Below are 25,006 nucleotides of genomic sequence, written 5' to 3' on the forward strand. Positions count from 1 at the left end.
GTCTTTATGAAAAAACATCTTATCGCCTGTTCTCTACTCGCCCTGTTTGCCGCCACCGGCGCGCACGCTGCGGACAAATTACGCATGGGCATCGTGGTGAAAATTGGCGGTATTCCGTGGTTCAACGCCATGGAAGCAGGCATTAAAAGCGAAGCAGCCAAACGCGGCATTGACGCGTGGATGGTCGGCCCCACCGCCGCCGACCCGGCTTTGCAGGTGCGTGCGATTGAAGATTTGATTGCGCAGAAAGTCGACATCATCGGCGTGGTACCGAATGACCCGAAAGTGCTGGAGCCAGTACTGAAACGTGCGCGTGATGCGGGCATTCAGGTCATTACCCACGAATCGCCGGATCAGAAGGGCGCCAACTGGGACTTCGAACTGGTTGATGCGCCGACTCACGGCATCAACCACATGAAAGCGCTGGCGCAGTGCATGCATGAAGAAGGCAAATACGCCATGTACGTGGGCAGCCTGACCGTTCCGCTGCATCAGCAATGGACCGACGCCGCACTGAATTACCAGAAAGAACACTATCCAAAAATGCAGATGGTCACCGACAAATTTGGCGTCGGTGAATCGCTGGATGACTCCATCCGTACCACTAACGAACTGATGTCCAAATACCCGGATCTGAAAGGGATCATGGCGTTTGGTTCGCAAGGTCCGATCGGTGCCGGTCGCGCAGTGATGAACCGCAACAAGATCGACCAGGTTTGCGTGATTGGTGCCTTCAGCCCAGGCCAGGGTGCATCGCTGGTACAGCGTGGCGCGATCAAAGGTGGCTACATCTGGAATCCGCAAACTGCCGGCGAAGTGTTCGTGCGTATCGCCGACATGATGCAGAAGAAAGAGCCAATCACCGACGGAATGACCATCGAAGGTTTAGGCAAAGTGAAAGTTGACGAAGCGACGCACACCATCCTCGGCAACAACACCGAAAGTCTGGACAAGGCAAACCTGCCAAAACTGGTGAAAATGGGGCTGTAATATGAAAGAGGTGATCCCACAGACGCTAATTGCGCTCGACAATTTGTCGAAAACATTTGGTGGCAACCGCGCACTGAGCGATATCTCGCTGACCTTACTGGCTGGCGAAGTGCACTGTCTCGCTGGCACCAACGGCTGTGGCAAGAGCACCTTAATCAAAGTCATTTCCGGGGTGCACGCCCCGGATAGCGGCAGCCGCATCACCTTGGGCGATGGCCAAACCTTCCCGCGTCTGACCACTCGTCAGGCGCGTGATTTCGGCATCCAGGTGATTTATCAGGATCTGTCGCTGTTCCCCAATTTAAGTGTGGCGGAGAACATCGCCTTCGAGCACAACCTGAATAGCCTGCTCGGCTGGCACCGCAAAGCTAAGCTGCGTGAAACCGCGCAGCGCATTATCGATGAACTGAAATTCGAACTCGATCTCGACCAAAAAGTCGCGGCACTGTCGATTGCAGCACGTCAGCAAGTGGCGATTTGCCGCGCGCTGGTCGCCGATGCCCGTCTGGTGATCATGGACGAGCCAACCGCTTCCTTAACGCGTACCGAAGTGAATCAGTTGCTGCGCACCGTGCGCTACCTGAAAGACAAAAACATCTGCGTGGTGTTTGTGAGCCATCGTCTCGATGAAGTGCTGGAAATTTCGGATCGCGTCACCGTGATTCGCGATGGCCGCAAAATGGGCACCTGGCCTGCGAAAGAGATGACGCCGCATCATCTGACCGAACTGATGACCGGCCTAAAACTCGATTACCAATTAAAAACCCCGACGCGCAACGACGATCGCCTGATCCTCGAAGTCGAAAAACTGACGCGCGCCGGACAATACCACGACGTCAATTTCAAACTGTATCAGGGCGAAGTGCTGGGTCTGTGCGGCCTGCTCGGTTCCGGTCGCACCGAACTGGCGTTGTCACTGTTTGGCATGACCAAACCCGACAGCGGCAAAATCTGGCTCGACAGCAAACCGGTGCGTTTCCGTGGCCACGAAGATGCCATCAAAGCCGGCATTGGTTATGTCTCTGAAGACCGCTTAACCCTCGGCCTGGTACAACAGCAATCGGTGGCCGACAACATGGTGCTGCCGATCCTCGACAAGCTGCAAAACCGTTTCCACCTGATCGACGAATACCGCAAGAACAAGCTAATTTTGCAGTGGATTCAACAACTCGGCGTACGCGTCGCCGATCCCAATCTGGCGATCTCCACACTCTCTGGTGGCAACCAGCAAAAGATCGTGCTGGCGAAATGGGTGCTGACTCAGCCGCGCATTCTGATTCTCGATTCGCCGACCGTTGGCGTGGATGTCGGTGCCAAGGCCAGCATTTATCAGCTGATTCACCTGCTGGCGAAGGAAGGTTTGTCGATCATCCTGATTTCCGACGAAGTGCCTGAAGTTTGGTACAACTGCGACCGAATCCTGCACTTCCGTGATGGCACCGTTCATGCCGAATACCAACCCGATACCGTTGAGCAAGAACAGCTGGCGGAGGTGATCAATGCCTGATTTTTCACGTTTACGTCCGAGCTCCAGCCAAGGCTGGCTCGCCTGGGTTTTGCTGGCTTTCGTCGTGTTCTTCTCTGCGGCCAGCGACCAATTTTTGACAGTTCAAAACCTGTTGGATCTGGCTGAAAGCTACGCGGTAACCGGCATCTTCGCCTTGGGCTTATTTGTAGTGCTGGTGACCGGCGGCATTGATATCTCCTTCGCCGCCGTGGCGTCGGTGGTGCAATACCTGATCGCCTCGCTGTTTGTGCAGTTCCAGTTTGATAACGCGGTGCTCAGCATCCTGCTGGCGGTAGTGTGCGGCACGCTGTTTGGCGTGATCAACGCCCTGCTGATCACCTCGCTGCGCGTGGTGTCGATCATCATCACCATCAGCATGCAGTCGCTGCTGTTTGGCCTGTTGATGTGGGTGACCGGCGGCAAAAGTCTCTATTCCCTGCCGGATTGGTGGATCACGCTGCGCAGCGTGCTGCCGTTCGAGTGGCAAGGCAACAGCTTCCAGGTCGGTTTGCCGCTGGTCACCATGCTGGTGATTGCGGGTCTGACTGCGCTGCTGCTGAACAAAACCAATCTGGGCCGCCAGCTGTATGCGGTGGGCGGCGATGCAGAATCGGCGCGTCGTATCGGTATCCGCGTCGGCCTGATTCACGTCTTCGCTTACGGCTGGCTTGGCGCGATGGCGGCGATTGGCGGTTTGGTTCAGGTATATCGCATGGGTGAAGTGGTGCCGAATGCGCTGGTCGGCGGCGAGCTGGATGTGTTGGCTGCCACGGTGCTCGGCGGTGCCAGCCTGATGGGCGGTAAAGGCACGGTGAGCGGCACATTGATGGGCGTGTTCCTCATCGCCATCCTGAAAAACGGCCTCAACCTGATTGGCGTCTCCAACTACTTCATGAACATCGTGGTCGGCGGCGTAATCATGGTGGCGATTGCCGTCACTCACTACAAAAAACGTAAAGAAACTGATGTCAGTTTCGTCTAACGGAAGGCGCATAACCATGAAATCACTCTCTGCTCTGCGTCCGGACGGCACCAACATCGGCCTGATGCTGCTGATTGCCTTAGCGCTGGCGATTTTTACCGTGATGTTGCCGGGCCGCTTCCTGACAGATTCCACCTTTATGAGTATGGCATTCCAGTTGCCAGAACTCGGTTTGCTGACGCTGGCGATGTTTATCGCCATCCTCAGCGGCGGTTTGAACCTAGCGATCATCGCCACCGCTAACCTGACGGCGCTGTTTATCGCCTGGACGCTGATGAGCGCCCTGCCCGCCGATGCGGGCACCGGCATGCAACTGCTGTGGCTGTTCATCGCAATTATCGGCGCAATGCTGATTGCCGCGGTGATTGGCGTGATTACCGGCGTGATGGTGACGCGTATCGGTGCGCACCCAATTTTAGTGACGCTGGCGACGATGATGACGTTGAACGGCATTGGTATTTGGCTGACCAAAGGCGCGGCGGTTAGCGGCATGCCTTCGGTGGTGCAAGCGTTGGGTTCCAATACCTTGCTCGGCATGCCATTGCCGCTGTGGGTGTTCCTGATTGCCGCCGCGCTGCTGGCGCTGTTCCTCGGCAAAACCCGCGCCGGTAAATGTATCTACATGGGCGGCAGCAACATCAACGCCACCTGGTTTAGCGGCATCAACACCCATCGCATGGTGGTTCTGGTGTACGTCATCTCCAGCCTGCTGTGCGTGTTAGCCGGATTGATCATGATGGCGCGCTTCAACTCAGCGCGTATGGGTTACGGCGATGCCTATCTGCTGTTGACCGTGCTGGCGATTATTCTCGGCGGCACCGACCCGAACGGCGGTTTCGGCCGCGTCACCGGCGTGGTGCTGGCGCTGATCGCCCTGCAAGTGCTGTCTACCGGCTTCAACCTGATGAATATCAGCCAGCACGTTAGCCTGGCAATGTGGGGCGCGGTGCTGATTGTGGTGCTGGCCTTCAAACAATTTAAAGCTCGTTTTAATGAACATCGCGCCGTAAAGCTCAGCAAGCTGGCCGCGGTTCTTAACCCTCTGACCGAAAAGAAGGAAGTATGATGCGTATTCAAGTCTCCCCGTCGTTGATGTGTATGAATCTGATGGAAATCAAGCACCAGTTGGCCGTGCTGGACTCTCGCGCAGACTTCCTTCATATCGATATCATGGATGGTCATTACGTCAAAAACATCACGCTGTCGCCGTTCTTTATTGAGCAGATTCGCCCGTTCACCAAAGTGGCGCTGGATGTGCATTTGATGGTGGAACATCCCACTGATTTCATCGAGGCGATTGCCAAAGCCGGTGCCGATTACATCTGCCCGCACGCTGAAACCATCAACCGCGATGCATTCCGCGTGATTAACCTGATTCGCAGCTTCGGCAAGAAAGTCGGTGTGGTTCTGAACCCGGCGACGCCAGTGTCATTCATCCATCACTACATTCATCTGGTGGATAAAATCACTGTGATGACGGTGGACCCAGGTTTTGCCGGTCAGCCATTTATTCCAGAAATGGTAGCAAAAGTGCAGGAACTGAAAGCGTTGAAGCAAGCACACGGTCATAAATATCTGATTGAGATCGACGGTTCTTGCAACACGCGCACCTACAACACGCTGATTGGTGCCGGCGCAGAAGTGCTGATTGTCGGCACCTCCGGCCTGTTCAACATTCACGATAATCTGGAAACCGCCTGGGACATGATGCGCGAAAGTATCGATGAAGCTCAGGGCGTGGCGCAGGTATCCGCATGAAAAAAAGCTGGCTCGGTATCGACATTGGCGGCACCGGCACACGTCTGCAGCTGATGGAAGAAGGCCGCGTTTGGTCGAGCTTCCGTAAGGTGCCGACGGCCAGCTGGGCGCAACAACCCGACGCGCTGGCCGCACTCGGGGATTTGATCAGTGAAACTTTGGAGCAGCAACCGGTGAGCGGCGTGATGTTGGGGTTGCCCGGCATTCTCAGCCGCGACCGCCAGCAGGTGATTTCGCTGCCGTTTATTCAGGCGCTGGATCACCAACCGGTTGCCGCCATACTCACCGAACGTCTCGGTGTGCCGGTGGCGATGGATAAAGATGTTAACCACTTGATGATGTGGGATTTGCTGCAACTGGAGCAACTGCCGGATATCGCGGTGGGCTTGTATCCCGGCACCGGCATGGGCAACAGTTTATGGATTAACGGCCAGTTTTATCACGGCCACAATGGCGGCGCAGGTGAACTCGGTCACGTGCCGGTCGCCGGTAACCATCTGCCCTGCCCGTGCGGCAATCATGGCTGTGCCGAAACCGTCACGTCTGGCCATTGGTTGAGTCAATGGGCCAAAATCAATGTGCCGGAAACCGGTATGTCGGCGCTGTTTAGCCAACATCGGGACCATCCAGAATTGCAGGCTTTTGTGCAACGTCTGGCGCAGTTGATTGCCACCGAGATGAACATCCTCGATCCGGAATACCTGATTTTAGGTGGTGGCGTGTTGGCAATGGCCGACTTCCCATTGGCGCAGTTGCGTAGCGGCATTCAGCAACATTTGCGTCCACCAGCCACGCGCGACAACCTTAAAATTGTCTTCAGTCAATCCACCGATCACACCGGCTGCCGCGGTGCTTGTCTCGCCGCCGAACGCCTGTTCAGGAGTGCATGATGAAAGGAAAAGTGTGTGTGTTTGGCTCGTTCAACCTCGACGTGGTCGCGGTAATGAACCGTTTCCCGATGCCGGGCGAATCGCTGACGGCGCATAACAGCATGATGGGTCCGGGCGGCAAAGGCGCCAATCAGGCGACAGCGGCATTGCGTGCCGGTGCGCGTGTGCATTACATCGGCAAAATTGGTAACGATGATTTCGGCACGTTCGCCCGCCGTCATCTGGAAAAAACCGGCTTTGACGCCATCACCTTATTCACCTGCAAAGAGAAACCCACCGGCAACGCGTTGATTTATGTCGCCGGTGACGATGCCGAGAATATGATTTCGGTTTATCCTGGCGCCAACACCACCGTCACAGCCGCCGAAGTGGCGCGCTGCCAACCGACGGTTGCCGCCGCGGATATCTTGCTGGTGCAGTTGGAAAACAATCTCAGCGCTATTCAACGCATGATCGATAATGCGCGCGCCGGCGGCACCTTTGTGATTATGAACCCGGCACCGTGGCAGAAAGTCAGTGATGCGTTGTTGGCGAAGGTGGATCTGCTCACACCCAACAGCACCGAAGCGATGCAACTGACTGGCGTGAAAGTCACTGACTTCGCCAGCGCACAGCAAGCAGCCGAAGTGCTGCATCGCAAAGGCGCGCGTCAGGTGATCATTACTTTGGGTGTAGCGGGTGCGTTGCTTTCGGTGGCAGATCAACAACCGTTGCGCATTCCGTTGTTCCCAGCACAACCGCTGGATACCACCGGCGCGGGCGATGCCTTCAATGGCGCACTCGCAGCACGGTTAGCTTCTGGTGATGAATTGCCACAGGCGGCGCTGTTCGCTTCGGCTTATGCATCGCTGTGTGTGGAACGTTCTGGCGCGGCGCATTCCATGCCGTCGTATGCCGAAGCGCTGGCGCGTTTGCAAGCATCACCACAGTGCGTGCCGGAACCGTTAGGTGAGTTAGTGTGATTTGATGCAGTTTTGACCAGGTCACCATAAATGGCGACCCTACGGATTGTGTTGTAGGGTCGCCATTTATGGTGACCTGGATTGAAATTTACGCCCGCAACCAGCCCGCTATCTGCGCGTGCTGCAACAGCATAATGGCTTTACCATCTTGAATGCGGCCATCTTTCACCATCGCCAGCGCTTCCGGGAAACTCAGCTCCAGCACGGTAATCTCTTCATCATCCACGCCGCCGCCGTCGTTGGTGCGCTGCGCATCGCTATATTCCGCCGCAAAGAAATGCACCAGCTCAGTCACGCCGCCCGGCGACATATACACTTCATAGAGTTTCTGCACTTTGCCAACCTGATAACCGGTCTCTTCAATCGCTTCTTTGCGAATGCAATCTTCTGGCGTGTCGTCATCCAGTAATCCGGCGCAGGTCTCAATCAGTTCACCGCTGGTGTTGCCATTCAGATAGGTGGCAATGCGGAACTGTTTAATCAGCAGAACGCTATTTTTTTCAGTGTTATACAGCAGGATGGTGGCGCCGTTGCCGCGATTGTAGACTTCACGCTTGTGGCGCACTACTTCGCCGTTGTTGCGGGTGAGTTCGTAGGTGTAGTTGCGCAGCACAAACCAATTATCTGACAGCAACTTATCTTTGATGATGTTGATCTTTAACGACATAGCCGCTCCACTGCAAGATTGAGGGAGCCTGAGATAATAGGACGAAGCGCGGGGGAAAACTATCTGAATTGTGAGTGAGATCGCCATAAAAAAACCAGGTCACCCTAAATGGCGACCCTACGGATTGTCTTGTAGGGTCGCCATTTAGGGTGACCTGGTCCATTACCGTTTAACAGTCACGAGCAAATCAAAAACCGTTCGGCTGATCTTTCATATCCGGCAAATGGTGCGCGATGCCTTTGTGGCAATCGATACAGGTTTTACCCTCTTCCACCGCTTTTTTATGCATCTTACCGGCGACGGTTTTCTGCGCCGTAAAATCCATATAATCGAAGTTGTGGCAGTTGCGACACTCTTGCGAATTGTTGTTCTGCATCCTGCGCCATTCGTTGCGCGCCAACTCGATACGGTGCTCTTCGAACTTTTTCGGCGTATCAATGATGCCGAAGATCTTGGCGTACACCTCTTTGCTCGCCTGGATCTTACGCAACATCTTCGGGCCCCACTCGTGCGGCACGTGGCAATCTGGGCAAGTGGCGCGCACGCCGCTGCGGTTGTTGTAATGCACCGTCTGCATATATTCCTGATAGACGTTATTGCGCATCTCATGGCAACCAATACAGAACTGCTCGCGGTTGGTCATCTCCATTGCGGTGTTGAAGCCGCCCCAGAAAATAATCCCGCCAGCAAAACCGAGGATCAGCAGCGTACCGAGCGCCAGGCGACTTGGACGTCGCCACCAGCGCCAGATACGGAGAAGTTTCTCTTTCATGGTTATCCTCACTTACCGAAGCCGTCGGCCGGTTTGAAGGTGTTTTCCACCACCGGTTTGGCATCGGTTTGCGGCACGTGGCACTGCAAGCAGAAGTAGCGACGCGGTGAAACGGTGCTGCTCACCAATCCATCGCGATCGGTGAAGTGGGTTGGACTGACGCGCGGCGCGCCGGTGGTCAGATAGCTCTGCGTGCCGTGGCATTGCAGGCAACGGTTCACGTTTTTCGTTACCTGATAACCATCAACGCTGTGCGGAATCACCGGCGGCTGATTGACGTAGTTCAGCGGTTGGCGGCTCTGCTCTTTCGGCTGATGGATCGTGCCCTGCTGCGTGGCCGTTACTTCAGGCGATTGATTGAGATCGACGCCATTGTCAGTAGCGTAAACCGTGCCGCCCAGCATCAGGGCGGCCAAAGTAATGAGTGTGATTAAGGGTTTCATTGCATCCTGCCTTAAATTTTAACCAGCTTGATGGCGCATTTTTTGTAATCGGTCTGCTTCGACAGCGGATCGGTGGCATCCAGCGTGACGTTGTTCGCCAACACGCCTGCATCGAAGAACGGCATAAACACCAGACCTTGCGGCGGCTGATTACGTCCACGGGTTTCGATGGTGGCAACCGTTTCACCACGGCGTGACACCACGCGGACTTTTTCGCCACGACGGAAGCCGCGATCTTTGGCATCCAGCGGATGGATATACAGCAGCGCCTGCGGTACTGCGCGATGCAGCTCCGGCACGCGACGCGTCATGGTGCCGGTATGCCAATGCTCCAGCACGCGTCCGGTGCAGAACCACAAATCGTATTCGGCGTCCGGCGCTTCAGCCGGTGGCTCGTACGGCAAAGCGAAAATCGTCGCTTTGCCATCTGGCTTGCCGTAGAAACGTACGCCTTCGCCGGCTTTCACGTAGCTGTCGTAACCTTCGCGATAGCGCCAGCGCGTCTCTTTGCCATCGACAACCGGCCAGCGCAAACCGCGCGCTTGATGGTAAACGTCGAACGGCGCCAGATCGTGACCATGACCGCGACCAAAACTGGCGTACTCTTCGAACAACCCTTTCTGGATATAGAAGCCAAAGTCGCGCGCTTCATCGTTCAGTTGGTCATCCGCTACTTCGCTCAGCGGGAACTGGTTAACCTGGCCGTTGGCATACAACACGTCGAACAGTGTTTTGTCGCGCAGCTCTGGATTCTTCGCGATCAACTCTTCCGGCCACACTTCAGTAACGCGGAAACGCTTGGAGAAATTCACCAACTGCCACAGATCGGATTTTGCCTCGCCTGGCGCTTTCACCTGCTGATGCCAGAACTGGGTACGGCGCTCGGCGTTGCCGTACGCGCCCTCTTTCTCCACCCACATCGCGGTAGGCAGAATCAGATCCGCTGACAAAGCGCTGATCGTTGGATACGGATCGGACACCACGATGAAGTTGCGCTCATCGCGCCAGCCCGGCATACGCTCCTGAGTAATATTCGGTCCGGCCTGCATATTGTTGTTGCACATCACCCAATAGGCATTGAGCTTGCCATCTTTCAGCGCGCGGTCTTGCGCCACCGCATGCAAACCAATTTTGGCGGGCACGGTACCTTGCGGCAGCTTCCACAGCTTTTCTGCGGTAGCACGATGTTTGTCGTTGTTGACCACCATGTCCGCTGGCAAACGGTGTGCAAACGTACCCACTTCACGCGCGGTGCCGCACGCCGAAGGCTGGCCGGTCAAGGAGAACGGACCGGTGCCTGGACGCGAGATTTTGCCGGTTAACAAATGCAGGTTGTAGCACAGGTTATTGGCCCACACGCCGCGCGTGTGCTGGTTGAAGCCCATGGTCCAGTACGACACCACGTTAACTTTAGGATCGGCGTACAGTTCCGCCAGCGCGATCAACTGATCTTGCTCGACGCCGCTCATGGCGCTGGCTTTTTCGACGGTGTATTCCGAGACGAATTTGGCAAACTCGTCGAAGCTCATCGGCGTCGATTCGCCGCTGTCAGGATTTTTCGCCGACGATTGACGCGGATCGGTTGTGCGCAAGCCGTAGCCGATATCGGTCACGCCTTTGCGCAACGTGACATGGTTTTGCAGGAAGGTTTTATCGACCTTGTTGTTCTGAATGATGTAGTTGGCGATGAAGTTGAGGATCGCCAGATCGCTCTGCGGCGTGAACACCATGCCGTTATCGGCCAGCTCAAAGCTGCGATGGCGATACGTCGAGAGCACCGCCACTTTGACGTTGTCATTGCTTAAACGACGCGCGGTAATACGCGACCAGAGAATCGGGTGCATCTCGGCCATGTTCGATCCCCACAGCACAAACGCGTCGGCCTGCTCGATATCGTCGTAGCAGCCCATCGGTTCGTCCATGCCGAAGGTGCGCATGAAACCGACCACCGCCGATGCCATGCAATGACGCGCATTAGGATCGAGGTTGTTGGTGCGGAAACCGGCTTTCATCAATTTGGACGCGGCGTAACCTTCCCACACTGTCCACTGACCGGAGCCGAACATGCCAACCGAATCCGGGCCGTTGGCTTTCAGCGCGGCTTTGAACTTCTGTTCCATGATGTCAAAGGCTTGATCCCAACTGATCGGGGTGAATTCGCCATCTTTGGCAAATTTGCCGTCGGTCATGCGCAGCAGCGGCTGGGTCAAACGATCTTTTCCGTACATGATCTTCGGCAGGAAATAGCCTTTGATGCAGTTCAGACCACGGTTCACTTCCGCCTGCGGATCGCCTTGCGAAGCCACGACGCGTCCATCTTGGGTGCCCACCAGCACGCCACAACCGGTGCCGCAGAAGCGGCATGGCGCTTTTTCCCAGCGAATCGGCGCGGCCAGTGAAGTGGCAGCTTTGGTAACCGTTGGGATGGTCAATCCCGCAGCCGTTGCAGCAGCAGCCGCCGCATTGGCCTTCATAAAATCACGACGACTTATGCTCATGATGCTTCCTTACAAGGTTCTTCAATTTCGTCTTGCTGGTGATAGACCAGCGATACCGCCAACACGTGAGGAATGTTGCGGGTCTCTTCAATATTGCGCAGCAGTGCGGCGCTATCGGCCGCGCCCAGCGTCACCGCCAGCGTGCCGCGTGCGGCGTCTTCAGCGGCGATGTCACAATCGGGGAACGCCAACAACGCGCTTTTAACGGCTGAAATGGATTCGGGACGTGCCTGAATCACCAAGCCGCAGACGTGCCAACTCTGTTCATGGTTCATGATGTAATCCTGTGGCCGAAACCGGGCATGGCGCGATACACGCGCCGCAGCCGTTACACAGCTGCGCGAGGGTTTCTGGCTGGGCGATGCCGTTAGGCATCAGATGAAATCGGATGGCTTGCTGTTCACAACTCTCCTGACAGCTGCGGCAACTGACGCCAAGCAGCGTGATGCAGCGGTTATCAATGCGAATGCGCTGAGGGAAAGGTTGAGTTTCACGCGCGTGGAACAGCGGCTGCGGGCAAGCGTCTACGCAGGCGGCGCAAAAAGTACATTCGCCTTGCAGAAAATCAAGCTGGGGAATTTCACCGGTATGCAGCTTGATGATGTCGGTTTCGCAGGCTGCAACGCACTTGCCGCAACCATCGCAACCCGATTCTCCTCGCCACCACGGCAAAGCGATGCCATCAGCAGACGCTACGCGCTGCCCGGTAAAGAGTTCACGTCGCGACAGCGCCATCGATTCACCTTAAACGGGGGAAAGAGAGATGGTGCGTAAAATAACCTGACACTAATGAGGGCTACATCACCCCAAAGGGGTAAATACTGACGTGGGATCAAATGAAAGGACGTTGTAATAAAAACGGGGGCCAAAAGGCCCCCGCAGATGAGAATCGCTGTGATTAACGCGGTGAATCTTCCGCCAGCGTATCGTGATTCTCAGCATGATGTTCGTGCTCTTTCAGCGCTTCAGCATGCACGCGTTTGCGCACGCCAAACCAGCCCAGCACCAGAATCACGGCAATCAACGGAATTGAGGCGATGGTGTAGGTGCCGTTTGGATAGTCAAACGCCATCAACACTAAGACGCTCGCCAGAAACAGCAGCGTCAACCATGAGGTAAACGGCGCCCACGGCAGTTTGAAGCTGACATCGTCTGCCTTGCCTTCTTTAATCGCTTTGCGCAGACGCATTTGGCACACCACGATAAAGCCCCACGACGAAATGATGCCGAGCGAAGCAAAGTTCAGGACGATTTCAAATACCTGAGAAGGCACGTAGTAGTTGAGTACCACACCAAAGATGTAGACACCGATGGTCACCAAAATACCGGCATACGGCACCTGCTGTTTGCTCATCTTCGACATGAACTGTGGTGCAGAACCGCCCATCGACATCGAACGCAGAATACGACCGGTAGAATAAAGCCCCGAATTGAGGCTCGACAGCGCGGCACTCAGCACCACGATGTTCATCACGCTACCGATGTAAGGCACGCCGAGTTTGGAGAAGAAGGTGACGAACGGGCTTTGTCCAGCCTGATAGGCGTTCCACGGCAGCAGCAGCACCAGCAACACCACCGAACCGACGTAGAACAGACCGATACGCCAGATCACGCTATTGATGGCTTTTGGCAGCATGGTTTTGGGATCTTTACACTCGCCCGCCGCCGTACCGACCAGCTCAATGGAGGCGAAGGCAAACACCACGCCTTGCACCAACACCAGCGCAGGCAGCAAGCCGTGCGGGAAGAAGCCGCCGTTATCGGTGATCAAGTGGAATCCGGTGGTGTTACCGTCGAGCGGCTTACCGCTGCCGAGGAATATCGTTCCCACAATCAGGAACGCCACAATCGCCAGCACTTTCACCAGCGCGAACCAGAACTCCATCTCGGCGAACCACTTCACGCCGATCATGTTCATGGTGCCGACAATCGCCAGCGCGCCTAGCGCAAACACCCATTGCGGCACATCACCAAACGCGCCCCAATAGTGCATATACAGCGCCACGGCGGTGATATCGACGATACCGGTCATCGCCCAGTTGACGAAGTACATCCAGCCCGCCACATAAGACGCTTTTTCCCCAAGGAATTCACGTGCATATGAAACAAAGCTGCCGCTGGAAGGACGATGTAATACCAGTTCGCCCAACGCACGCAGAATAAAGAAGGAGAAGATACCGCATACCAGATAAACCAGTGCCAGCGCGGGACCGGCCATTTGCAGACGCGCACCCGCACCCAGGAACAGACCGGTACCAATGGCGCCACCGATGGCGATCATTTGTACCTGACGGTTACCCATCGCTTTGTGGTAACCGGTATCGTGGGAATTGAGCCAGCGTCTTTTCGCAGCGCGTTGTTCGGCTGCGGTTTTTTTAATTGATTTCATAGCTTTCCTGTTTGTCCTGACCATCAATCACCGCGTAACCAAACGATTGCGTGTGGCGGTGCGAAATGGGGTAAAACCCGGTGTCACAGCGGCGGAACGATGTCGCGTGGCGGGTCGGGAATTTACGGCGATGAATCCTACCCGTTCTGCATGAACGAAGCAAAAAATACCGCCAGGCTGCACGAGTTGAATTGTAATAATCCGTCGCGGTGCACAAAAAAACCGGCCAGGTGATTGGCCGGTAAAGGGGTTGACTACAGGGAGGGTAATACGGGAAAGGCGTTGAATGCTGGGAATTTCTTTGGCGCACCAAGGCGCGCCACTACAAGGTCTTAACGATAAATTTCTGCGGTGCCGCTCCACAGGCTAGAGTCGCCCGGCGTTTGCACACCGATGACGCGATAACCGCTCGCGCCTTCCGCTGTGGCTTTTTGCGACAGATGGCGCGTTGCATCATCCAGCGAACCGCGCACGCCGCTGATGGAGACGGTGCCGGCGCTTTGCAGGTTTTGTGCTTGTTCGGCGCTAAGTGGTTCAGCAGCCAGGGTTGAGAAACTTGCGGTAGCAAGCAGTGCAGCAGTCAGAACGGCATAACGTGTCTTCATGAGATGCTCCTGTTGTCTTCCGTTAGGGGGTTTTGCGTAACAGGACTGAGTATCACCCACCGAATGAAAACCAGGCTGCGCATGCCGTAAAAGCGTTTAATAATTCGCCAGCGAACTGCGGGTTATCCAGGGAAAAGTAAAGAGAACTGCTTTTCTCTGCTAAAAGTAACCTGATGTGACGAGATCACACTCGCCGTAATAGATCGGCTGCCCTATAATCCCCCGCTCTTAAAAGGGTTATTAATGTGATAGTAAAACGTCCGGTTACTCGCACCATCGCCCGCGCACTCAGCGTGATTGTGCTGCTGTCGCTGCTCACCACTGGATTGGCGCTGATGACGCTCTCCAGCAGCCTGCGCGATGCCGAAGCGGTGAATGTCGCCGGTTCGCTACGTATGCAGATTTATCGCCTCGCCTGGGATAGCACGCGCGATCCGCAGCAATTAGCCCATCACATTGATCTCTATCGACAAACATTGGAATCGCCGGCGTTACAACACCTCGAACGTCCGTGGGTGCCGGTGGATGTCACCAGCCGCTATCGCTATCTGCGCGACAGTTGGCCGATGCTACAGCAGACCTTACAGCCCGAGCGCGCACGCGTTTATCAGCAGCAGGTTGCCAGCTACGTCAGCGAGATCGATCGTTTTGTATTATCCGTTCAGCATTACGCCGAACTGAAAATGCATCTGGTGGCGGCCAGCAGCTTGTTTGGTTTCTTAGCGATTGTCGCGCTGGCGCTGTGGACCATTGGTTTTATCCGCCGCAACGTGGTGCGCCCGCTCAATTCGCTGGTCACCGCCAGCCATTATGTCGAACAGGCCAACTTCGCTTTTCCCGCTTTGCCGGTTGAACAACCGAATGAACTGGGCGTGCTGGCGCAAGCCTTCACCACCATGGCGGAACGGCTGCACTCGCACTATCGTCTGCTGGAATTTGCGGTACGGGAAAAAACCGAAGACTTGACGCAAGCCAACCGCACGCTGTCTCTGCTGTATGAAAGTTCGCAAATTCTCACCAGCAGCCCGGCCAACCCAGAGCTTTTTCAAGGTTTGCTGCGTCTGGTACAGCAGCGTGAAGCGCTTTCAGTGCTGCAAATTTCCAGCGATGACATTGAATTTCAGGCGGGCCTGGCAGATGAAGCAGAAAGCTGGCAACGCTTGCCGCTGATGCAGGAAGAGCAATTGTTAGGAGAATTGCGCTGGCAAACGCGCCGCGCGCCGCCAGCAGATGAACTGATGCAAAGTCTGGCGAACATGCTGGCACGCGCGTTGTGGATTTGGCAGACACAAAAACAGTACCAGCAGATGCTATTAATAGAAGAGCGCGCCACCATCGCGCGCGAGCTGCACGATTCGCTGGCGCAATCGCTCTCTTTCCTGCGCATTCAGTTGGCGCTGCTGCGGCGCAATGTCGATGATACGCAGCCACAGGCGCAGGTGATCATCGCGGATTTTGATCGTGCGCTAGCCGAAGCCTATCAGCAACTGCGCGAGTTGCTCACCACCTTCCGTTTGACCATCGAACAAGCCGATTTGGTGCAGGCGATGCAAGCGATGATTGCACCGCTGCAAGAACAATCGCAGGCGGCGATTGCATTCGATTACCAGCCTGGCCTGCAAACCTTAGATGCCCAGCAGCAAGTGCATGTGTTGCAGATTGCGCGCGAAGCATTGCTCAACGCCATTCGCCACGCGCAGGCGCAGCGGATTCAGATTCATTATCAGCGTGTCGCTGATGAGGATCATTTGCTCACGATTGAAGATGATGGCTGCGGCATCAGCAGCCTCGAAGAACCGCCGGGGCACTACGGTTTGACGATTATGGCAGAACGCGCCGCGCGTTTATCCGGCACGCTGTTGATTACCCCACAAGCGCAAGGCACGCGCATCACGTTACGTTTTCCGCCGCGTCCTGCGCATCGGCTGAGTTAAAATTGAACATCAGGTCACCATAAATGGCGACCCTACGAGATGAGAAACTGGAGACATTATGGCAACCCCTTCCCTGACAATTATGATCGTGGACGATCATCCGCTGATGCGCCGTGGTATTCGCCAACTGCTGGCGCTGGAGCCGCGGCTGGAAGTGGTCGCCGAAGCCAATAACGGCACCGAAGCGCTGGCTGAAGCGCGCCGTTTATCGCCTGACGTGATCCTGCTGGATCTGAATATGAAAGGCATGTCTGGCCTCGATACGCTCAAAGCGCTGCGTAACGAAGGCATTGCTTCGCGCATTCTGGTGCTGACGGTTTCAGATGCGCGCAACGATATTTACGCGATGGTGGATGCCGGGGCCGATGGCTATTTGTTGAAAGACAGCGAACCTGAATTGCTGCTGGCGCAAGTGATGCGCGGCGCACAGGGTGAAAACGTGTTTAGCGAGGTGGTGGCCGAATATCTCACCACGCGCCAGCCAACCTCGAATCCGTTCAAACAACTGACCGAACGCGAACTGGATGTGTTGCAGGAAGTGGCGCGTGGATTATCGAACAAGGAAATTGCCGCCACCTTGCACATTTCCGAAGAGACGGTAAAAGTGCATATCCGTAATCTGCTGCGCAAACTGGATGTGCGTTCACGCGTTGCCGCCACGGTGTTGTGGCTGGAAAGCCGAAATGTGTAGCACAGCACAGAAAGCCGTCAGCACATTTACACTTTCTCCATAATTTATCCACGATTCTCTAATTTGCGCCGCGTAGAGTAGCAGCAGCAGGAGTTTTCGAGAGAGCAACTTGCACTCCGCCAGCGTGAAGCGTTCTAAGCTTCACGCTCATCATAATAAAAGTAGAAAAATACGCAGCTGAGGAGTGTCGGTTCCATGTCGAATTTTTTTATCGACCGCCCCATTTTTGCCTGGGTTCTGTCTATTTTGCTTTGCCTGTGCGGCACGTTAGCGATCATCTCGCTGCCGATTGAGCAATATCCCGACCTCGCGCCACCGAATGTGCGTATCACCGCGAACTATCCCGGTGCATCCGCAGAAACGCTGGAAAATACCGTCACCCAAGTTATTGAACAGAACATGACCGGCATCGATAATTTGATGTACATGTCCTCTAACAGCAGCAACACCGGTCAGGCACAAATCACCCTCACCTTTACCGCCGGTACCAATCCCGATGAAGCGCGTCAGCAGGTGCAAAACCAGTTGCAAAGTGCGCTGCGTAAACTGCCCGCGGCGGTACAGTCACAAGGTGTTACCGTTAATAAAACCGGTGATAGCAATATCTTGATGATTGCGTTTGTCTCTACCGACGGAAGTATGGACAAACAGGATATTTCAGATTATGTCGCCAGTAACATTCAGGATCCGCTGAGTCGCATTGATGGCGTTGGCCAGGTGGATGCTTACGGATCGCAATATGCGATGCGCATTTGGCTCGATCCCAACAAATTAATTGCTTACGCGCTGACCACCGATGATGTGGTCAAAGCGATTGAATCGCAAAACGCCCAGGTCGCCGTTGGACAGGTCGGCGGTTTGCCTTCGGTGGATAAGCAAGCGCTCAACGCCACAGTCAATGCGCAGTCGATGCTGCAAACGCCGGAGCAGTTCAAAGCGGTAACGCTCAAAACCAACAGCGACGGTTCAGTGGTAACGCTCGGTGATGTCGCTGATGTGGCGATGGGCGCGGAAAAGTATGACTTCCTCAGCCGCTACAACGGGCAGGCAGCATCCGGTCTCGGCATCAAGTTGGCATCTGGCGCGAACGAGATGAATACCGACAAACTGGTGCGCGCGCGCATTGCTGAGCTGTCGCAATACTTCCCGCACGGGCTGGAAGCTAAAGTCGCCTATGAAACCACGCCGTTCGTTAAAGCCTCGATCAAAGACGTGGTGAAAACCCTGCTGGAAGCCATCCTGCTGGTGTTCCTGGTGATGTATCTGTTCCTGCAAAACTTCCGCGCCACTTTGATTCCGACGATAGCCGTGCCGGTGGTGCTGCTCGGCACTTTTGCGGTGCTCTACGCCTTTGGTTACAGCATCAATACCTTGACGATGTTCGCCATGGTGCTCGCCATCGGGCTATTGGTGGATGACGCCATCGTGGTGGTAGAAAACGTCGAACGTATCATGAGTGAGGAAGGTCTCTCGCCGCGCGCCGCCACCCGCAAATCGATGGGGCAAATTCAGGGCGCGTTGGTCGGCATTGCGTTGGTGCTGTCGGCGGTGTTTGTACCGATGGCGTTCTTTGGCGGCACGGTCGGTGCAATCTATCGTCAGTTCTCGATCACCATCGTTTCGGCGATGGTGCTCTCGGTATTGGTGGCGATGATTCTGACGCCCGCGCTGTGTTCCACCTTGCTGAAGCCGCTGGAGCAAGGCCAGCATCATGGTCGCAAAGGTTTCTTCGGCTGGTTCAACCGCACCTTTAACGCCAGCGCAGAACGATATGAGCGCGGCGTGGCAAAGATCTTGCTGAAGGGTGGACGCTGGCTGCTGCTCTATCTCGGCATTATCGGCGTGATGGCGTTCCTGTTTATCCGCCTGCCAACCTCGTTCCTGCCGCTGGAAGATCGCGGCGTGTTCCTGACACAAGTGCAGTTGCCTGCCGGTTCGACGCTGGAACAAACCTCCAACGTGGTGGCGAAGGTCGAGAATTACTACATGACCGCTGAGAAAGATAACGTGGTTTCGGTGTTCTCCACCATTGGTGCCGGTCCTGGCGGTAACGGTCAGAACGTGGCGCGTTTGTTCGTGCGCCTGAAAGATTGGGAAGAACGTCCTGGCAGCGATCGCACCTCCTTCGCCATCATCGATCGCGCCACCAAAGCCTTCCACAAGATTAAAGAAGGCCGCGTGATTGCCAGCAGCCCGCCTGCGATTACCGGTATGGGCAGTTCATCGGGCTTTGATATGGAGTTGCAGGATCATGCTGGCATCGGCCATACCCAATTAATGGCGATGCGCGACAAATTGCTGGAGCTGGCAGGCAGCAACCCGGCGCTCTCGCGCGTGCGTCACAACGGCCTGGATGACAGCCCGCAATTGCAGATCGATGTGGATCAGCGCAAAGCGCAGGCGCTCGGTGTGTCGCTGGATACCATCAATGACACCTTAACCACCGCGTGGGGTTCCACGTACGTTAACGACTTCCTCGATCGTGGACGCGTGAAGAAAGTCTACGTACAGGCTGCGCCAGAGTTCCGCATGCTGCCAGAAGACGTGAATAAATGGTACGTGCGAAACAGCAGCGGCAGCATGGTGCCGTTCTCTGCCTTCGCCACCAGCCATTGGCAAACCGGTTCGCCGCGTCTGGAGCGTTACAACGGTTATTCGTCGCTGGAGATTGTCGGTGAAGCGGCTAACGGTGTAAGTAGCGGGACCGCGATGGATGTGATGGAAAAACTGGTTGGGCAATTACCATTGGGCGTCGGCTTCCAATGGACCGGCGCATCCTACCAGGAACGTTTGTCCGGTTCACAAGCGCCCGCGCTGTATGCGATTTCGCTATTGGTGGTGTTCTTGTGCCTGGCCGCCTTGTATGAGAGCTGGTCGATTCCGTTCTCGGTCATGCTGGTGGTGCCGCTCGGCGTAGTCGGCGCATTGGTGGCGACCTGGATGCGGGGACTGGAGAATGATGTCTATTTCCAGGTGGGATTACTCACGGTGATCGGCTTGTCGGCGAAGAATGCCATTCTGATTGTGGAATTCGCCAATGAGATCAACAGCAAAGGCCGCGAACTGCTGGAATCGACGCTAGAAGCATCGCGTCAGCGCTTGCGTCCCATTTTGATGACGTCGTTAGCGTTCATCTTCGGCGTGCTGCCGATGGCGATTAGCAGCGGCGCCGGTTCCGGTAGCCAACACGCAGTCGGTACCGGCGTGATGGGCGGCATGATTTCGGCCACCATTTTGGCGATTTTCTTTGTGCCGTTGTTCTTCGTAGTGGTGCGCCGCCGCTTCCCGCTGAAGGAAAAGCCACACGATTAAGTTGGCATTGCGCAATAAATTGCGCCGCTACGATATGTGCGGACATTAGGCTCCGCGCATATCATTCGCACACACTTGTAGCGGCGCGATTTATCGCGATTTTTTGAATAAAAAAGCCGCCATAACGGTTATGGCGGCTTTATTGTTGTGTGTGGTAAGAATCACAGCAAGTTGGGAAGTGCCCTGCTTTTCTCTTAGCGTATTACTTGTTACGTAACATCGCTTCGATAAATTCTTTCCAGTTCCCCAGTTCAGTGTCAACCATAATACCCTCTCTTATTGTAGTGCCGATTCTACGTCGTTTTTTTCATCAGGTGAATACGGTTCCACCTGTTATCTCTATCGGCAAAAGCGTACAAAAGCTGCAATTTGTTTAAATTGCGTACTGAAGCACATTTCAGCAACTCTCTAATGCGACTCAGAAAAAGCTTAACTTAAATCGCGTAGCACAAATTCACCGTTCGGATAATCCTTAGTGCACTGATGATGGCGAAAGCAATTATTAAGCGGGTGAATGAAAGCGTTTTCTGGATATGATTGAGTCGATAACAGTGAAAAACTGCTCTTGGAAGTGTGGTAACGATGGCATGTTAAAATGATCAGGGTCGAATTCCCTCGACCCTCAAACATTAAAGCTGGCATTGAATTATGGCCACGATACGGTCAGTGTCACTGTTTTCCAAAATGAGCCCGTCCAGTTGCCTGATTTCGTACGTTTTACAACTGATGTGATGTCAATATCCCCCGTACCATTGATAAGCTTAGTACCGGTGTTATGGTTATTGGTTTTATCAATATAAAGGTCGGTAGATAAAACATCGTTGATATATATACTCCCGCTTTGACCCGTTGATACCGTTACCGGTATACTGCCAGCACCACTGCAGCTGACATTAATCCGCCCCCCGCGTCGATTGCTATCGCCCACGTTTGGAAGATTCATGGCGCCATGATAAATGTCCCAAACTATTTTTGCAGTACAAGATGTTTGTCGGTTAGGTATTGCCGGAAGGGTCCCAATATGAGTCAATTTCTTGCAATCATATCCAACTCCTGGTGTTGAGCTGAGAGCTCTTTCCGCAACAACTGCGTAGACATCAATAGGCGCATTTGTTGGCACGTCTTTTAAAGTTACCGGAAATGTTTCGAGCGGATGCAACCCGGCTAATCTCGCTGCGCTACTATAGGTGTGGCCCCGTGTATTTATATTCCCAGTAGTTCTTTGGCTGGTTGTTGGAATGAACCATTTTCCGTTAATATTAAAATGTGGACTAACATGTACACGATCGTTTGTTGAACATGTATTACCTAACGGTACTGTGTCAGGCCCATCGTATGAATAAACCAACACATCCATGTTTACACTGGCCACATTATATTCAGAATAAAAAACCATTTCATTCTGTTTTCCCCACAACCTGGCTGCATAGCTGTTGGAGTGAGCTGAAGTTAATAATAGTGCAAACAGTGCCACCATTGAAAAATGGAAACAATTAAGACATCGCTCTGAATAAAAAACACCCTCTCCCACCTCTAAAGAATTTGATTTTCCTTTCAGTGGCAAAAGAAGATATAACATCCATTTCATCTAAGCCCTTCCCTTTTTAAGTTGATATTCTCTTCAAATGAAAATTAGATATTCTCTCATTGAAGAATCCAATGCTATTATAATTTGTTGATTTGCTAATTTGCTAATTTGTTAATTTGTTAATTTGTTAATTTGTTAACTTGTTAATTTGTTAATTTGTTAATTTGTTAATTTGTTAATTTGTTAAGGATAATATAGAGAAAAGGTACTATTAGCAGTAAAGCTACCAGAAACAATTCCGTTATTCGCTAATGCATTTGGCTCAACTTGCAAACGCCGATAAAATTGTAGTGTGGTGTCCGGGGTATTCAACGGCAGCGTGAGCGTAGAGCCAATATTAATCTTCTGGCGGCTGGCATCACTTAATACAATAGCCACACCGCGTGCGATGCTTGACGCATCCAGCGCCAGTGAACCCGGAACCAATAGATTCTGGTTACCGTTAAAAGTGATCTCTACCGTGTTAGCCACATTAGCATTACAACCCAACAGGCGGATGCGGAAAGGTTCGTCGCGCGTGCCGCCGTTTAAGTAAAGATCACGTGTGCCGCTTTCGGCAAATTGCACGCTGATCGACTGATCGTCAGGATGTAGCGTGCAAGCATGGGCCCTTAGCGTGCCGGACAAGGTGACATTATCCGTCGCCATTACCGACATGCTACAGGCGTTAAGCACGAATAAAGCAGCAAGACTATTGAACAATTTCATTAATAATATTCCGCCTGCAAACTGGCCGTGGCCGTAAAATTTCCTTCATCTGGCGTCTGCAATGGTTGCTTTATCGGCACCACAGATATTATCGGCGGGCTGCCAGCATTAGCGACCGGAATAGATTGTCCGAAAGTCATCGGCTGGCCATTTACTTCGAAACGAATGCCTAAATGATCTTTATTACTTCTCAACGTTTGATTATTCCACGCCCTGTCACCGTTCAGTATCAACCTAAGCTGCCACTGCTGTCCGTCATTATCACAATCAATCTGGTAGTTCACCGGCTTGCGATAATTATTTCCGTCAAGACGATTAATATTGAGATCGTCGCCAAATGTGATGTTAATCATTCCCTGACTGCCGTCATGCACAGTGCACAACGGCGGTAATAAAGTACCTTTAATATCGAGCCCCACATTGGCGTTCACTGCGGCTGTCAGTAAAAGGGAAACAACGACAGCCATTCCCCTTTGCAGGATCATGAAATATTAATTGTTAGGGTCAATGCTGCCGTGAAATTACCAGCAACAAAGGCTTGACCCGATTTTACAGTCGGAATCAAATAAAGTTCCATATCCCCATCTGTCGGTACTGGCATGTTGTAACCAAAATCTTGCGATGTATTACTATTATATCTCACCAGTGCTAATTCAAACCCTCTCGCTGTACTGCTGGCGGCTAAAGGTAGTTTATTAAGAGTAGTTCCAGTGCCTCTTGCTGTTACAGTTACAGTTTGCTGTGAGTTACGATCTGTACAGTTAACACTGAATCTAAGTGGAGTTCTATAATTTGAACCATTTATCTTTGCAGAAATTATGTCATTAAAGGCAATAGTGGTATTGGGTAAAGTATAAGTGCATGATGTCCCCATATGAAGCTGTCCCGTTACCTGCAGATTAACAGTTGTCGCTTTAGATGCCATTGGCAGAGCCATCAAGGTAAAAATACACAACATTTTTTTCATTGATAATTTCCTTATTGGTAATGGATTTGAAAATCAAGTGTGGCGTTATATTCCCCCGACTGCAGTTCAACCAAAGTACGTTCTGGTGCCAGACTGAAATACAGCGTGTTATCGCCAGGATTAATAAACATTGGCTGGCTTCTTACTCCCGGTAATAACGGATTGCCCGCAACATCTTTAACATGTAATCCAATTCCTTCTGCACCTTTAACCTTAAATAGCGAAGGTGAATCATTGTCAGCTACACCTGAGAAGGTCACAGAAATTAGCGGCTGCCAATCACTCCAGCGCATCGTATTATTTTGTGTGTCAGTCATCTGCCCGGCTGAACGGATACAATTTTCCAACCGAATATAGAACGGAGTGAATTCCGCTCGATCGCCCAAATGCTGTAAATCAAGGGTACTAACCGCTGGCAGTTCAATCGCCTGCCAGCGGGATGCCATCGCCACTTGACAAGGAGATTCGCGCATCGAACCCGATACATGCATCCAGCCCGAAGTACCATCGACCAAATTGCCATTATGTTCTGCCGCATTAACAGCAGTTGTCAGTAATAACGCGGCGTAGACGCCTAAACATTCAGTCGACAGTAATTTGATCATTTAATCGCAACCTCTTTGGCGCTACATGTATCACCGCTACAAGTAAACTTCAGCTGTGGTCGGCCACCAAAGTCATTGATATAGCCCAGCACCGGTGCATTCCCCACTTGTGCGGTGGTGAGTTTCAGCGGGGCTTCACTAAGCGGCGCCAGCATTACAGGCTCGAAATCGTTGAGCAGGTTGTCAGCGCTTCTACCCGCTGACGCAATGGTGATGTAGTACGGTGTAGGATTCACCGCCACGTATTTATCCGCCTGTTTTTTCAGCGTCATTTTCAGCTGCGGCGCAGGAGCATTGTTATCAATTGCCAGCGCCTGAGGACGGTAGAACATTTTTACGCGTGTCTGCAAAGCCAGCTGCAGCGAGTTGGCCTGATCAGATTTCGGTGGCACTTCGCGCAGGTTGAAATAGAACAACGACTCGCGATCCTGCGGTAACTGTGCCGTGGCGGGCAGTGACTGGATTTTTACCTGGCCCCGGCTGTCTGGCTCCATACGCTGCAGCGGTGGAATCACCAGCAGCGGTGACTGGATTTTTTTACCCGCTTCATCTTCAACCCAACTCTGTGCTAAATATGGCAGCGTAGTGCTCTCATTGCGGATATTCACTGTTGTCGCTTTAGCCCCGCCTTCAACCACAACACGCGTCCTGTCCAATCCAATGGCGGCAAAAGACGGATACGCAGCTATCAAAGTGATGATCGCCAATGGCACTAACATTAATTTTTGTTTCATTTTT

The 25,006-nt window shown here is 53.5% G+C and carries 25 protein-coding genes; 10 read left to right on the top strand and 15 right to left on the bottom strand.

Features of this window, described 5'->3' with window-relative positions; translation table 11 throughout:
• Nucleotides 1–6 precede the first annotated feature (6 nt).
• From ACPUC7_RS04435 to ACPUC7_RS04465, 7 genes are read left to right on the top strand one after another with little or no spacing between them, the layout of a single operon-like run.
• Nucleotides 7–990 carry a substrate-binding domain-containing protein gene (locus ACPUC7_RS04435; RefSeq protein WP_494921902.1) on the top strand — a complete coding sequence of 328 codons (984 nt, stop codon included), beginning with the start codon at nucleotides 7–9 and terminating at the stop codon, nucleotides 988–990.
• A 1-nt stretch (nucleotide 991) separates the two neighbouring features.
• Entirely contained in the window at nucleotides 992–2,497 is a 1,506-nt protein-coding gene (locus ACPUC7_RS04440) for a sugar ABC transporter ATP-binding protein (RefSeq protein ID WP_343552490.1), read from the top strand.
• Complete coding sequence (locus tag ACPUC7_RS04445; RefSeq protein ID WP_494921903.1) at nucleotides 2,490–3,479, top strand: ABC transporter permease; 990 nt, start codon at nucleotides 2,490–2,492, stop codon at nucleotides 3,477–3,479. The genes ACPUC7_RS04440 and ACPUC7_RS04445 overlap by 8 nt, the downstream gene beginning before the upstream one ends.
• A 16-nt stretch (nucleotides 3,480–3,495) precedes the next feature.
• Complete coding sequence (locus ACPUC7_RS04450) at nucleotides 3,496–4,545, top strand: ABC transporter permease (protein WP_343552488.1); 1,050 nt, start codon at nucleotides 3,496–3,498, stop codon at nucleotides 4,543–4,545.
• Nucleotides 4,545–5,237, top strand: coding sequence for a D-allulose 6-phosphate 3-epimerase (gene alsE, locus ACPUC7_RS04455; protein ID WP_343552487.1), 693 nt, complete (start codon nucleotides 4,545–4,547; stop codon nucleotides 5,235–5,237). The genes ACPUC7_RS04450 and alsE overlap by 1 nt, the downstream gene beginning before the upstream one ends.
• Nucleotides 5,234–6,127 (top strand): allose kinase, encoded by an 894-nt coding sequence (gene alsK / locus ACPUC7_RS04460; protein ID WP_494921904.1) that lies wholly within the window; start codon nucleotides 5,234–5,236, stop codon nucleotides 6,125–6,127. The genes alsE and alsK overlap by 4 nt, the downstream gene beginning before the upstream one ends.
• Nucleotides 6,127–7,089 (top strand): ribokinase, encoded by a 963-nt coding sequence (locus ACPUC7_RS04465; protein ID WP_494921949.1) that lies wholly within the window; start codon nucleotides 6,127–6,129, stop codon nucleotides 7,087–7,089. The genes alsK and ACPUC7_RS04465 overlap by 1 nt, the downstream gene beginning before the upstream one ends.
• 88 nt (nucleotides 7,090–7,177) lie before the next feature.
• On the opposite strand, the gene nudK is transcribed toward ACPUC7_RS04465, so the two are convergent.
• The 8 genes from nudK to ACPUC7_RS04505 all read right to left on the bottom strand — a co-directional run bounded on the left by nudK (nucleotide 7,178) and on the right by ACPUC7_RS04505 (nucleotide 14,463).
• The gene (nudK, locus tag ACPUC7_RS04470; RefSeq protein ID WP_494921905.1) at nucleotides 7,178–7,756 is read right to left on the bottom strand and encodes a GDP-mannose pyrophosphatase NudK; all 579 of its coding nucleotides are present in this window, start codon (nucleotides 7,754–7,756) and stop codon (nucleotides 7,178–7,180) included.
• Nucleotides 7,757–7,943: 187 nt separating this feature from the next.
• On the bottom strand, nucleotides 7,944–8,528 hold the full coding sequence (gene napC, locus ACPUC7_RS04475; protein WP_343552483.1) for a cytochrome c-type protein NapC: 585 nt from the start codon (nucleotides 8,526–8,528) through the stop codon (nucleotides 7,944–7,946).
• Between the two features lie 8 nt (nucleotides 8,529–8,536).
• On the bottom strand, nucleotides 8,537–8,971 hold the full coding sequence (napB, locus tag ACPUC7_RS04480) for a nitrate reductase cytochrome c-type subunit (RefSeq protein ID WP_343552482.1): 435 nt from the start codon (nucleotides 8,969–8,971) through the stop codon (nucleotides 8,537–8,539).
• Between the two features lie 11 nt (nucleotides 8,972–8,982).
• Entirely contained in the window at nucleotides 8,983–11,469 is a 2,487-nt protein-coding gene (napA, locus tag ACPUC7_RS04485; RefSeq protein WP_494921906.1) for a nitrate reductase catalytic subunit NapA, read from the bottom strand.
• Complete coding sequence (locus ACPUC7_RS04490; protein ID WP_494921907.1) at nucleotides 11,466–11,744, bottom strand: chaperone NapD; 279 nt, start codon at nucleotides 11,742–11,744, stop codon at nucleotides 11,466–11,468. The genes napA and ACPUC7_RS04490 overlap by 4 nt, the downstream gene beginning before the upstream one ends.
• Nucleotides 11,734–12,204 carry a ferredoxin-type protein NapF gene (napF, locus tag ACPUC7_RS04495; protein WP_494921908.1) on the bottom strand — a complete coding sequence of 157 codons (471 nt, stop codon included), beginning with the start codon at nucleotides 12,202–12,204 and terminating at the stop codon, nucleotides 11,734–11,736. Before napF ends, ACPUC7_RS04490 begins: the two co-directional genes overlap by 11 nt.
• 163 nt (nucleotides 12,205–12,367) lie before the next feature.
• Nucleotides 12,368–13,858, bottom strand: coding sequence for an L-asparagine permease (gene ansP, locus ACPUC7_RS04500; RefSeq protein ID WP_343552478.1), 1,491 nt, complete (start codon nucleotides 13,856–13,858; stop codon nucleotides 12,368–12,370).
• 332 nt (nucleotides 13,859–14,190) lie between these two features.
• Nucleotides 14,191–14,463 carry a YdgH/BhsA/McbA-like domain containing protein gene (locus ACPUC7_RS04505; protein ID WP_494921909.1) on the bottom strand — a complete coding sequence of 91 codons (273 nt, stop codon included), beginning with the start codon at nucleotides 14,461–14,463 and terminating at the stop codon, nucleotides 14,191–14,193.
• Nucleotides 14,464–14,708: 245 nt separating this feature from the next.
• On the opposite strand from ACPUC7_RS04505, the gene narQ reads away from it, so the two are divergent.
• From narQ to acrD, 3 genes are all read left to right on the top strand, one after another.
• Entirely contained in the window at nucleotides 14,709–16,397 is a 1,689-nt protein-coding gene (gene narQ, locus ACPUC7_RS04510; RefSeq protein WP_494921910.1) for a nitrate/nitrite two-component system sensor histidine kinase NarQ, read from the top strand.
• A 58-nt stretch (nucleotides 16,398–16,455) separates the two neighbouring features.
• A complete protein-coding gene (locus ACPUC7_RS04515; protein ID WP_343552475.1) occupies nucleotides 16,456–17,088 on the top strand; it encodes a response regulator in 633 nt (210 codons plus the stop codon).
• A 195-nt stretch (nucleotides 17,089–17,283) separates the two neighbouring features.
• A complete protein-coding gene (acrD, locus tag ACPUC7_RS04520) occupies nucleotides 17,284–20,400 on the top strand; it encodes a multidrug efflux RND transporter permease AcrD (RefSeq protein ID WP_494921911.1) in 3,117 nt (1,038 codons plus the stop codon).
• A gap of 202 nt (nucleotides 20,401–20,602) precedes the next feature.
• Here acrD and ypfM read toward each other — a convergent pair whose 3' ends face one another.
• The 7 genes from ypfM to ACPUC7_RS04555 form a co-directional block, all read right to left on the bottom strand.
• On the bottom strand, nucleotides 20,603–20,665 hold the full coding sequence (gene ypfM, locus ACPUC7_RS04525; RefSeq protein ID WP_494921950.1) for a protein YpfM: 63 nt from the start codon (nucleotides 20,663–20,665) through the stop codon (nucleotides 20,603–20,605).
• A 381-nt stretch (nucleotides 20,666–21,046) separates the two neighbouring features.
• Nucleotides 21,047–21,988: a hypothetical protein gene (locus tag ACPUC7_RS04530; protein WP_494921912.1), complete on the bottom strand. Its 942-nt coding sequence runs from the start codon at nucleotides 21,986–21,988 to the stop codon at nucleotides 21,047–21,049.
• Nucleotides 21,989–22,171: 183 nt separating this feature from the next.
• The gene (locus tag ACPUC7_RS04535; protein ID WP_494921913.1) at nucleotides 22,172–22,696 is read right to left on the bottom strand and encodes a fimbrial protein; all 525 of its coding nucleotides are present in this window, start codon (nucleotides 22,694–22,696) and stop codon (nucleotides 22,172–22,174) included.
• A complete protein-coding gene (locus tag ACPUC7_RS04540; protein WP_494921914.1) occupies nucleotides 22,696–23,163 on the bottom strand; it encodes a fimbrial protein in 468 nt (155 codons plus the stop codon). Before ACPUC7_RS04540 ends, ACPUC7_RS04535 begins: the two co-directional genes overlap by 1 nt.
• Nucleotides 23,164–23,177: 14 nt before the next feature.
• Nucleotides 23,178–23,663: a fimbrial protein gene (locus ACPUC7_RS04545; protein ID WP_494921915.1), complete on the bottom strand. Its 486-nt coding sequence runs from the start codon at nucleotides 23,661–23,663 to the stop codon at nucleotides 23,178–23,180.
• A gap of 11 nt (nucleotides 23,664–23,674) precedes the next feature.
• Nucleotides 23,675–24,268, bottom strand: a complete 594-nt coding sequence (locus tag ACPUC7_RS04550; RefSeq protein ID WP_494921916.1) for a fimbrial protein — start codon at nucleotides 24,266–24,268, stop codon at nucleotides 23,675–23,677.
• Complete coding sequence (locus ACPUC7_RS04555; protein ID WP_494921917.1) at nucleotides 24,265–25,002, bottom strand: fimbria/pilus periplasmic chaperone; 738 nt, start codon at nucleotides 25,000–25,002, stop codon at nucleotides 24,265–24,267. Before ACPUC7_RS04555 ends, ACPUC7_RS04550 begins: the two co-directional genes overlap by 4 nt.
• Nucleotides 25,003–25,006: the final 4 nt, after the last annotated feature.

Source organism: Pantoea sp. CFCC18179, assembly GCF_059412405.1.

Coding starts and splice junctions, on each gene's coding strand:
- ACPUC7_RS04435 (WP_494921902.1), top strand. CDS start 7: ATGAAAAAACATCTTATCGCCTGTTCTCTACTCGCCCTGTTTGCCGCC.
- ACPUC7_RS04440 (WP_343552490.1), top strand. CDS start 992: ATGAAAGAGGTGATCCCACAGACGCTAATTGCGCTCGACAATTTGTCG.
- ACPUC7_RS04445 (WP_494921903.1), top strand. CDS start 2,490: ATGCCTGATTTTTCACGTTTACGTCCGAGCTCCAGCCAAGGCTGGCTC.
- ACPUC7_RS04450 (WP_343552488.1), top strand. CDS start 3,496: ATGAAATCACTCTCTGCTCTGCGTCCGGACGGCACCAACATCGGCCTG.
- alsE (WP_343552487.1), top strand. CDS start 4,545: ATGCGTATTCAAGTCTCCCCGTCGTTGATGTGTATGAATCTGATGGAA.
- alsK (WP_494921904.1), top strand. CDS start 5,234: ATGAAAAAAAGCTGGCTCGGTATCGACATTGGCGGCACCGGCACACGT.
- ACPUC7_RS04465 (WP_494921949.1), top strand. CDS start 6,127: ATGAAAGGAAAAGTGTGTGTGTTTGGCTCGTTCAACCTCGACGTGGTC.
- nudK (WP_494921905.1), bottom strand. CDS start 7,756: ATGTCGTTAAAGATCAACATCATCAAAGATAAGTTGCTGTCAGATAAT.
- napC (WP_343552483.1), bottom strand. CDS start 8,528: ATGAAAGAGAAACTTCTCCGTATCTGGCGCTGGTGGCGACGTCCAAGT.
- napB (WP_343552482.1), bottom strand. CDS start 8,971: ATGAAACCCTTAATCACACTCATTACTTTGGCCGCCCTGATGCTGGGC.
- napA (WP_494921906.1), bottom strand. CDS start 11,469: ATGAGCATAAGTCGTCGTGATTTTATGAAGGCCAATGCGGCGGCTGCT.
- ACPUC7_RS04490 (WP_494921907.1), bottom strand. CDS start 11,744: ATGAACCATGAACAGAGTTGGCACGTCTGCGGCTTGGTGATTCAGGCA.
- napF (WP_494921908.1), bottom strand. CDS start 12,204: ATGGCGCTGTCGCGACGTGAACTCTTTACCGGGCAGCGCGTAGCGTCT.
- ansP (WP_343552478.1), bottom strand. CDS start 13,858: ATGAAATCAATTAAAAAAACCGCAGCCGAACAACGCGCTGCGAAAAGA.
- ACPUC7_RS04505 (WP_494921909.1), bottom strand. CDS start 14,463: ATGAAGACACGTTATGCCGTTCTGACTGCTGCACTGCTTGCTACCGCA.
- ACPUC7_RS04515 (WP_343552475.1), top strand. CDS start 16,456: ATGGCAACCCCTTCCCTGACAATTATGATCGTGGACGATCATCCGCTG.
- acrD (WP_494921911.1), top strand. CDS start 17,284: ATGTCGAATTTTTTTATCGACCGCCCCATTTTTGCCTGGGTTCTGTCT.
- ACPUC7_RS04530 (WP_494921912.1), bottom strand. CDS start 21,988: ATGAAATGGATGTTATATCTTCTTTTGCCACTGAAAGGAAAATCAAAT.
- ACPUC7_RS04535 (WP_494921913.1), bottom strand. CDS start 22,696: ATGAAATTGTTCAATAGTCTTGCTGCTTTATTCGTGCTTAACGCCTGT.
- ACPUC7_RS04540 (WP_494921914.1), bottom strand. CDS start 23,163: ATGGCTGTCGTTGTTTCCCTTTTACTGACAGCCGCAGTGAACGCCAAT.
- ACPUC7_RS04545 (WP_494921915.1), bottom strand. CDS start 23,663: ATGAAAAAAATGTTGTGTATTTTTACCTTGATGGCTCTGCCAATGGCA.
- ACPUC7_RS04550 (WP_494921916.1), bottom strand. CDS start 24,268: ATGATCAAATTACTGTCGACTGAATGTTTAGGCGTCTACGCCGCGTTA.
- ACPUC7_RS04555 (WP_494921917.1), bottom strand. CDS start 25,002: ATGAAACAAAAATTAATGTTAGTGCCATTGGCGATCATCACTTTGATA.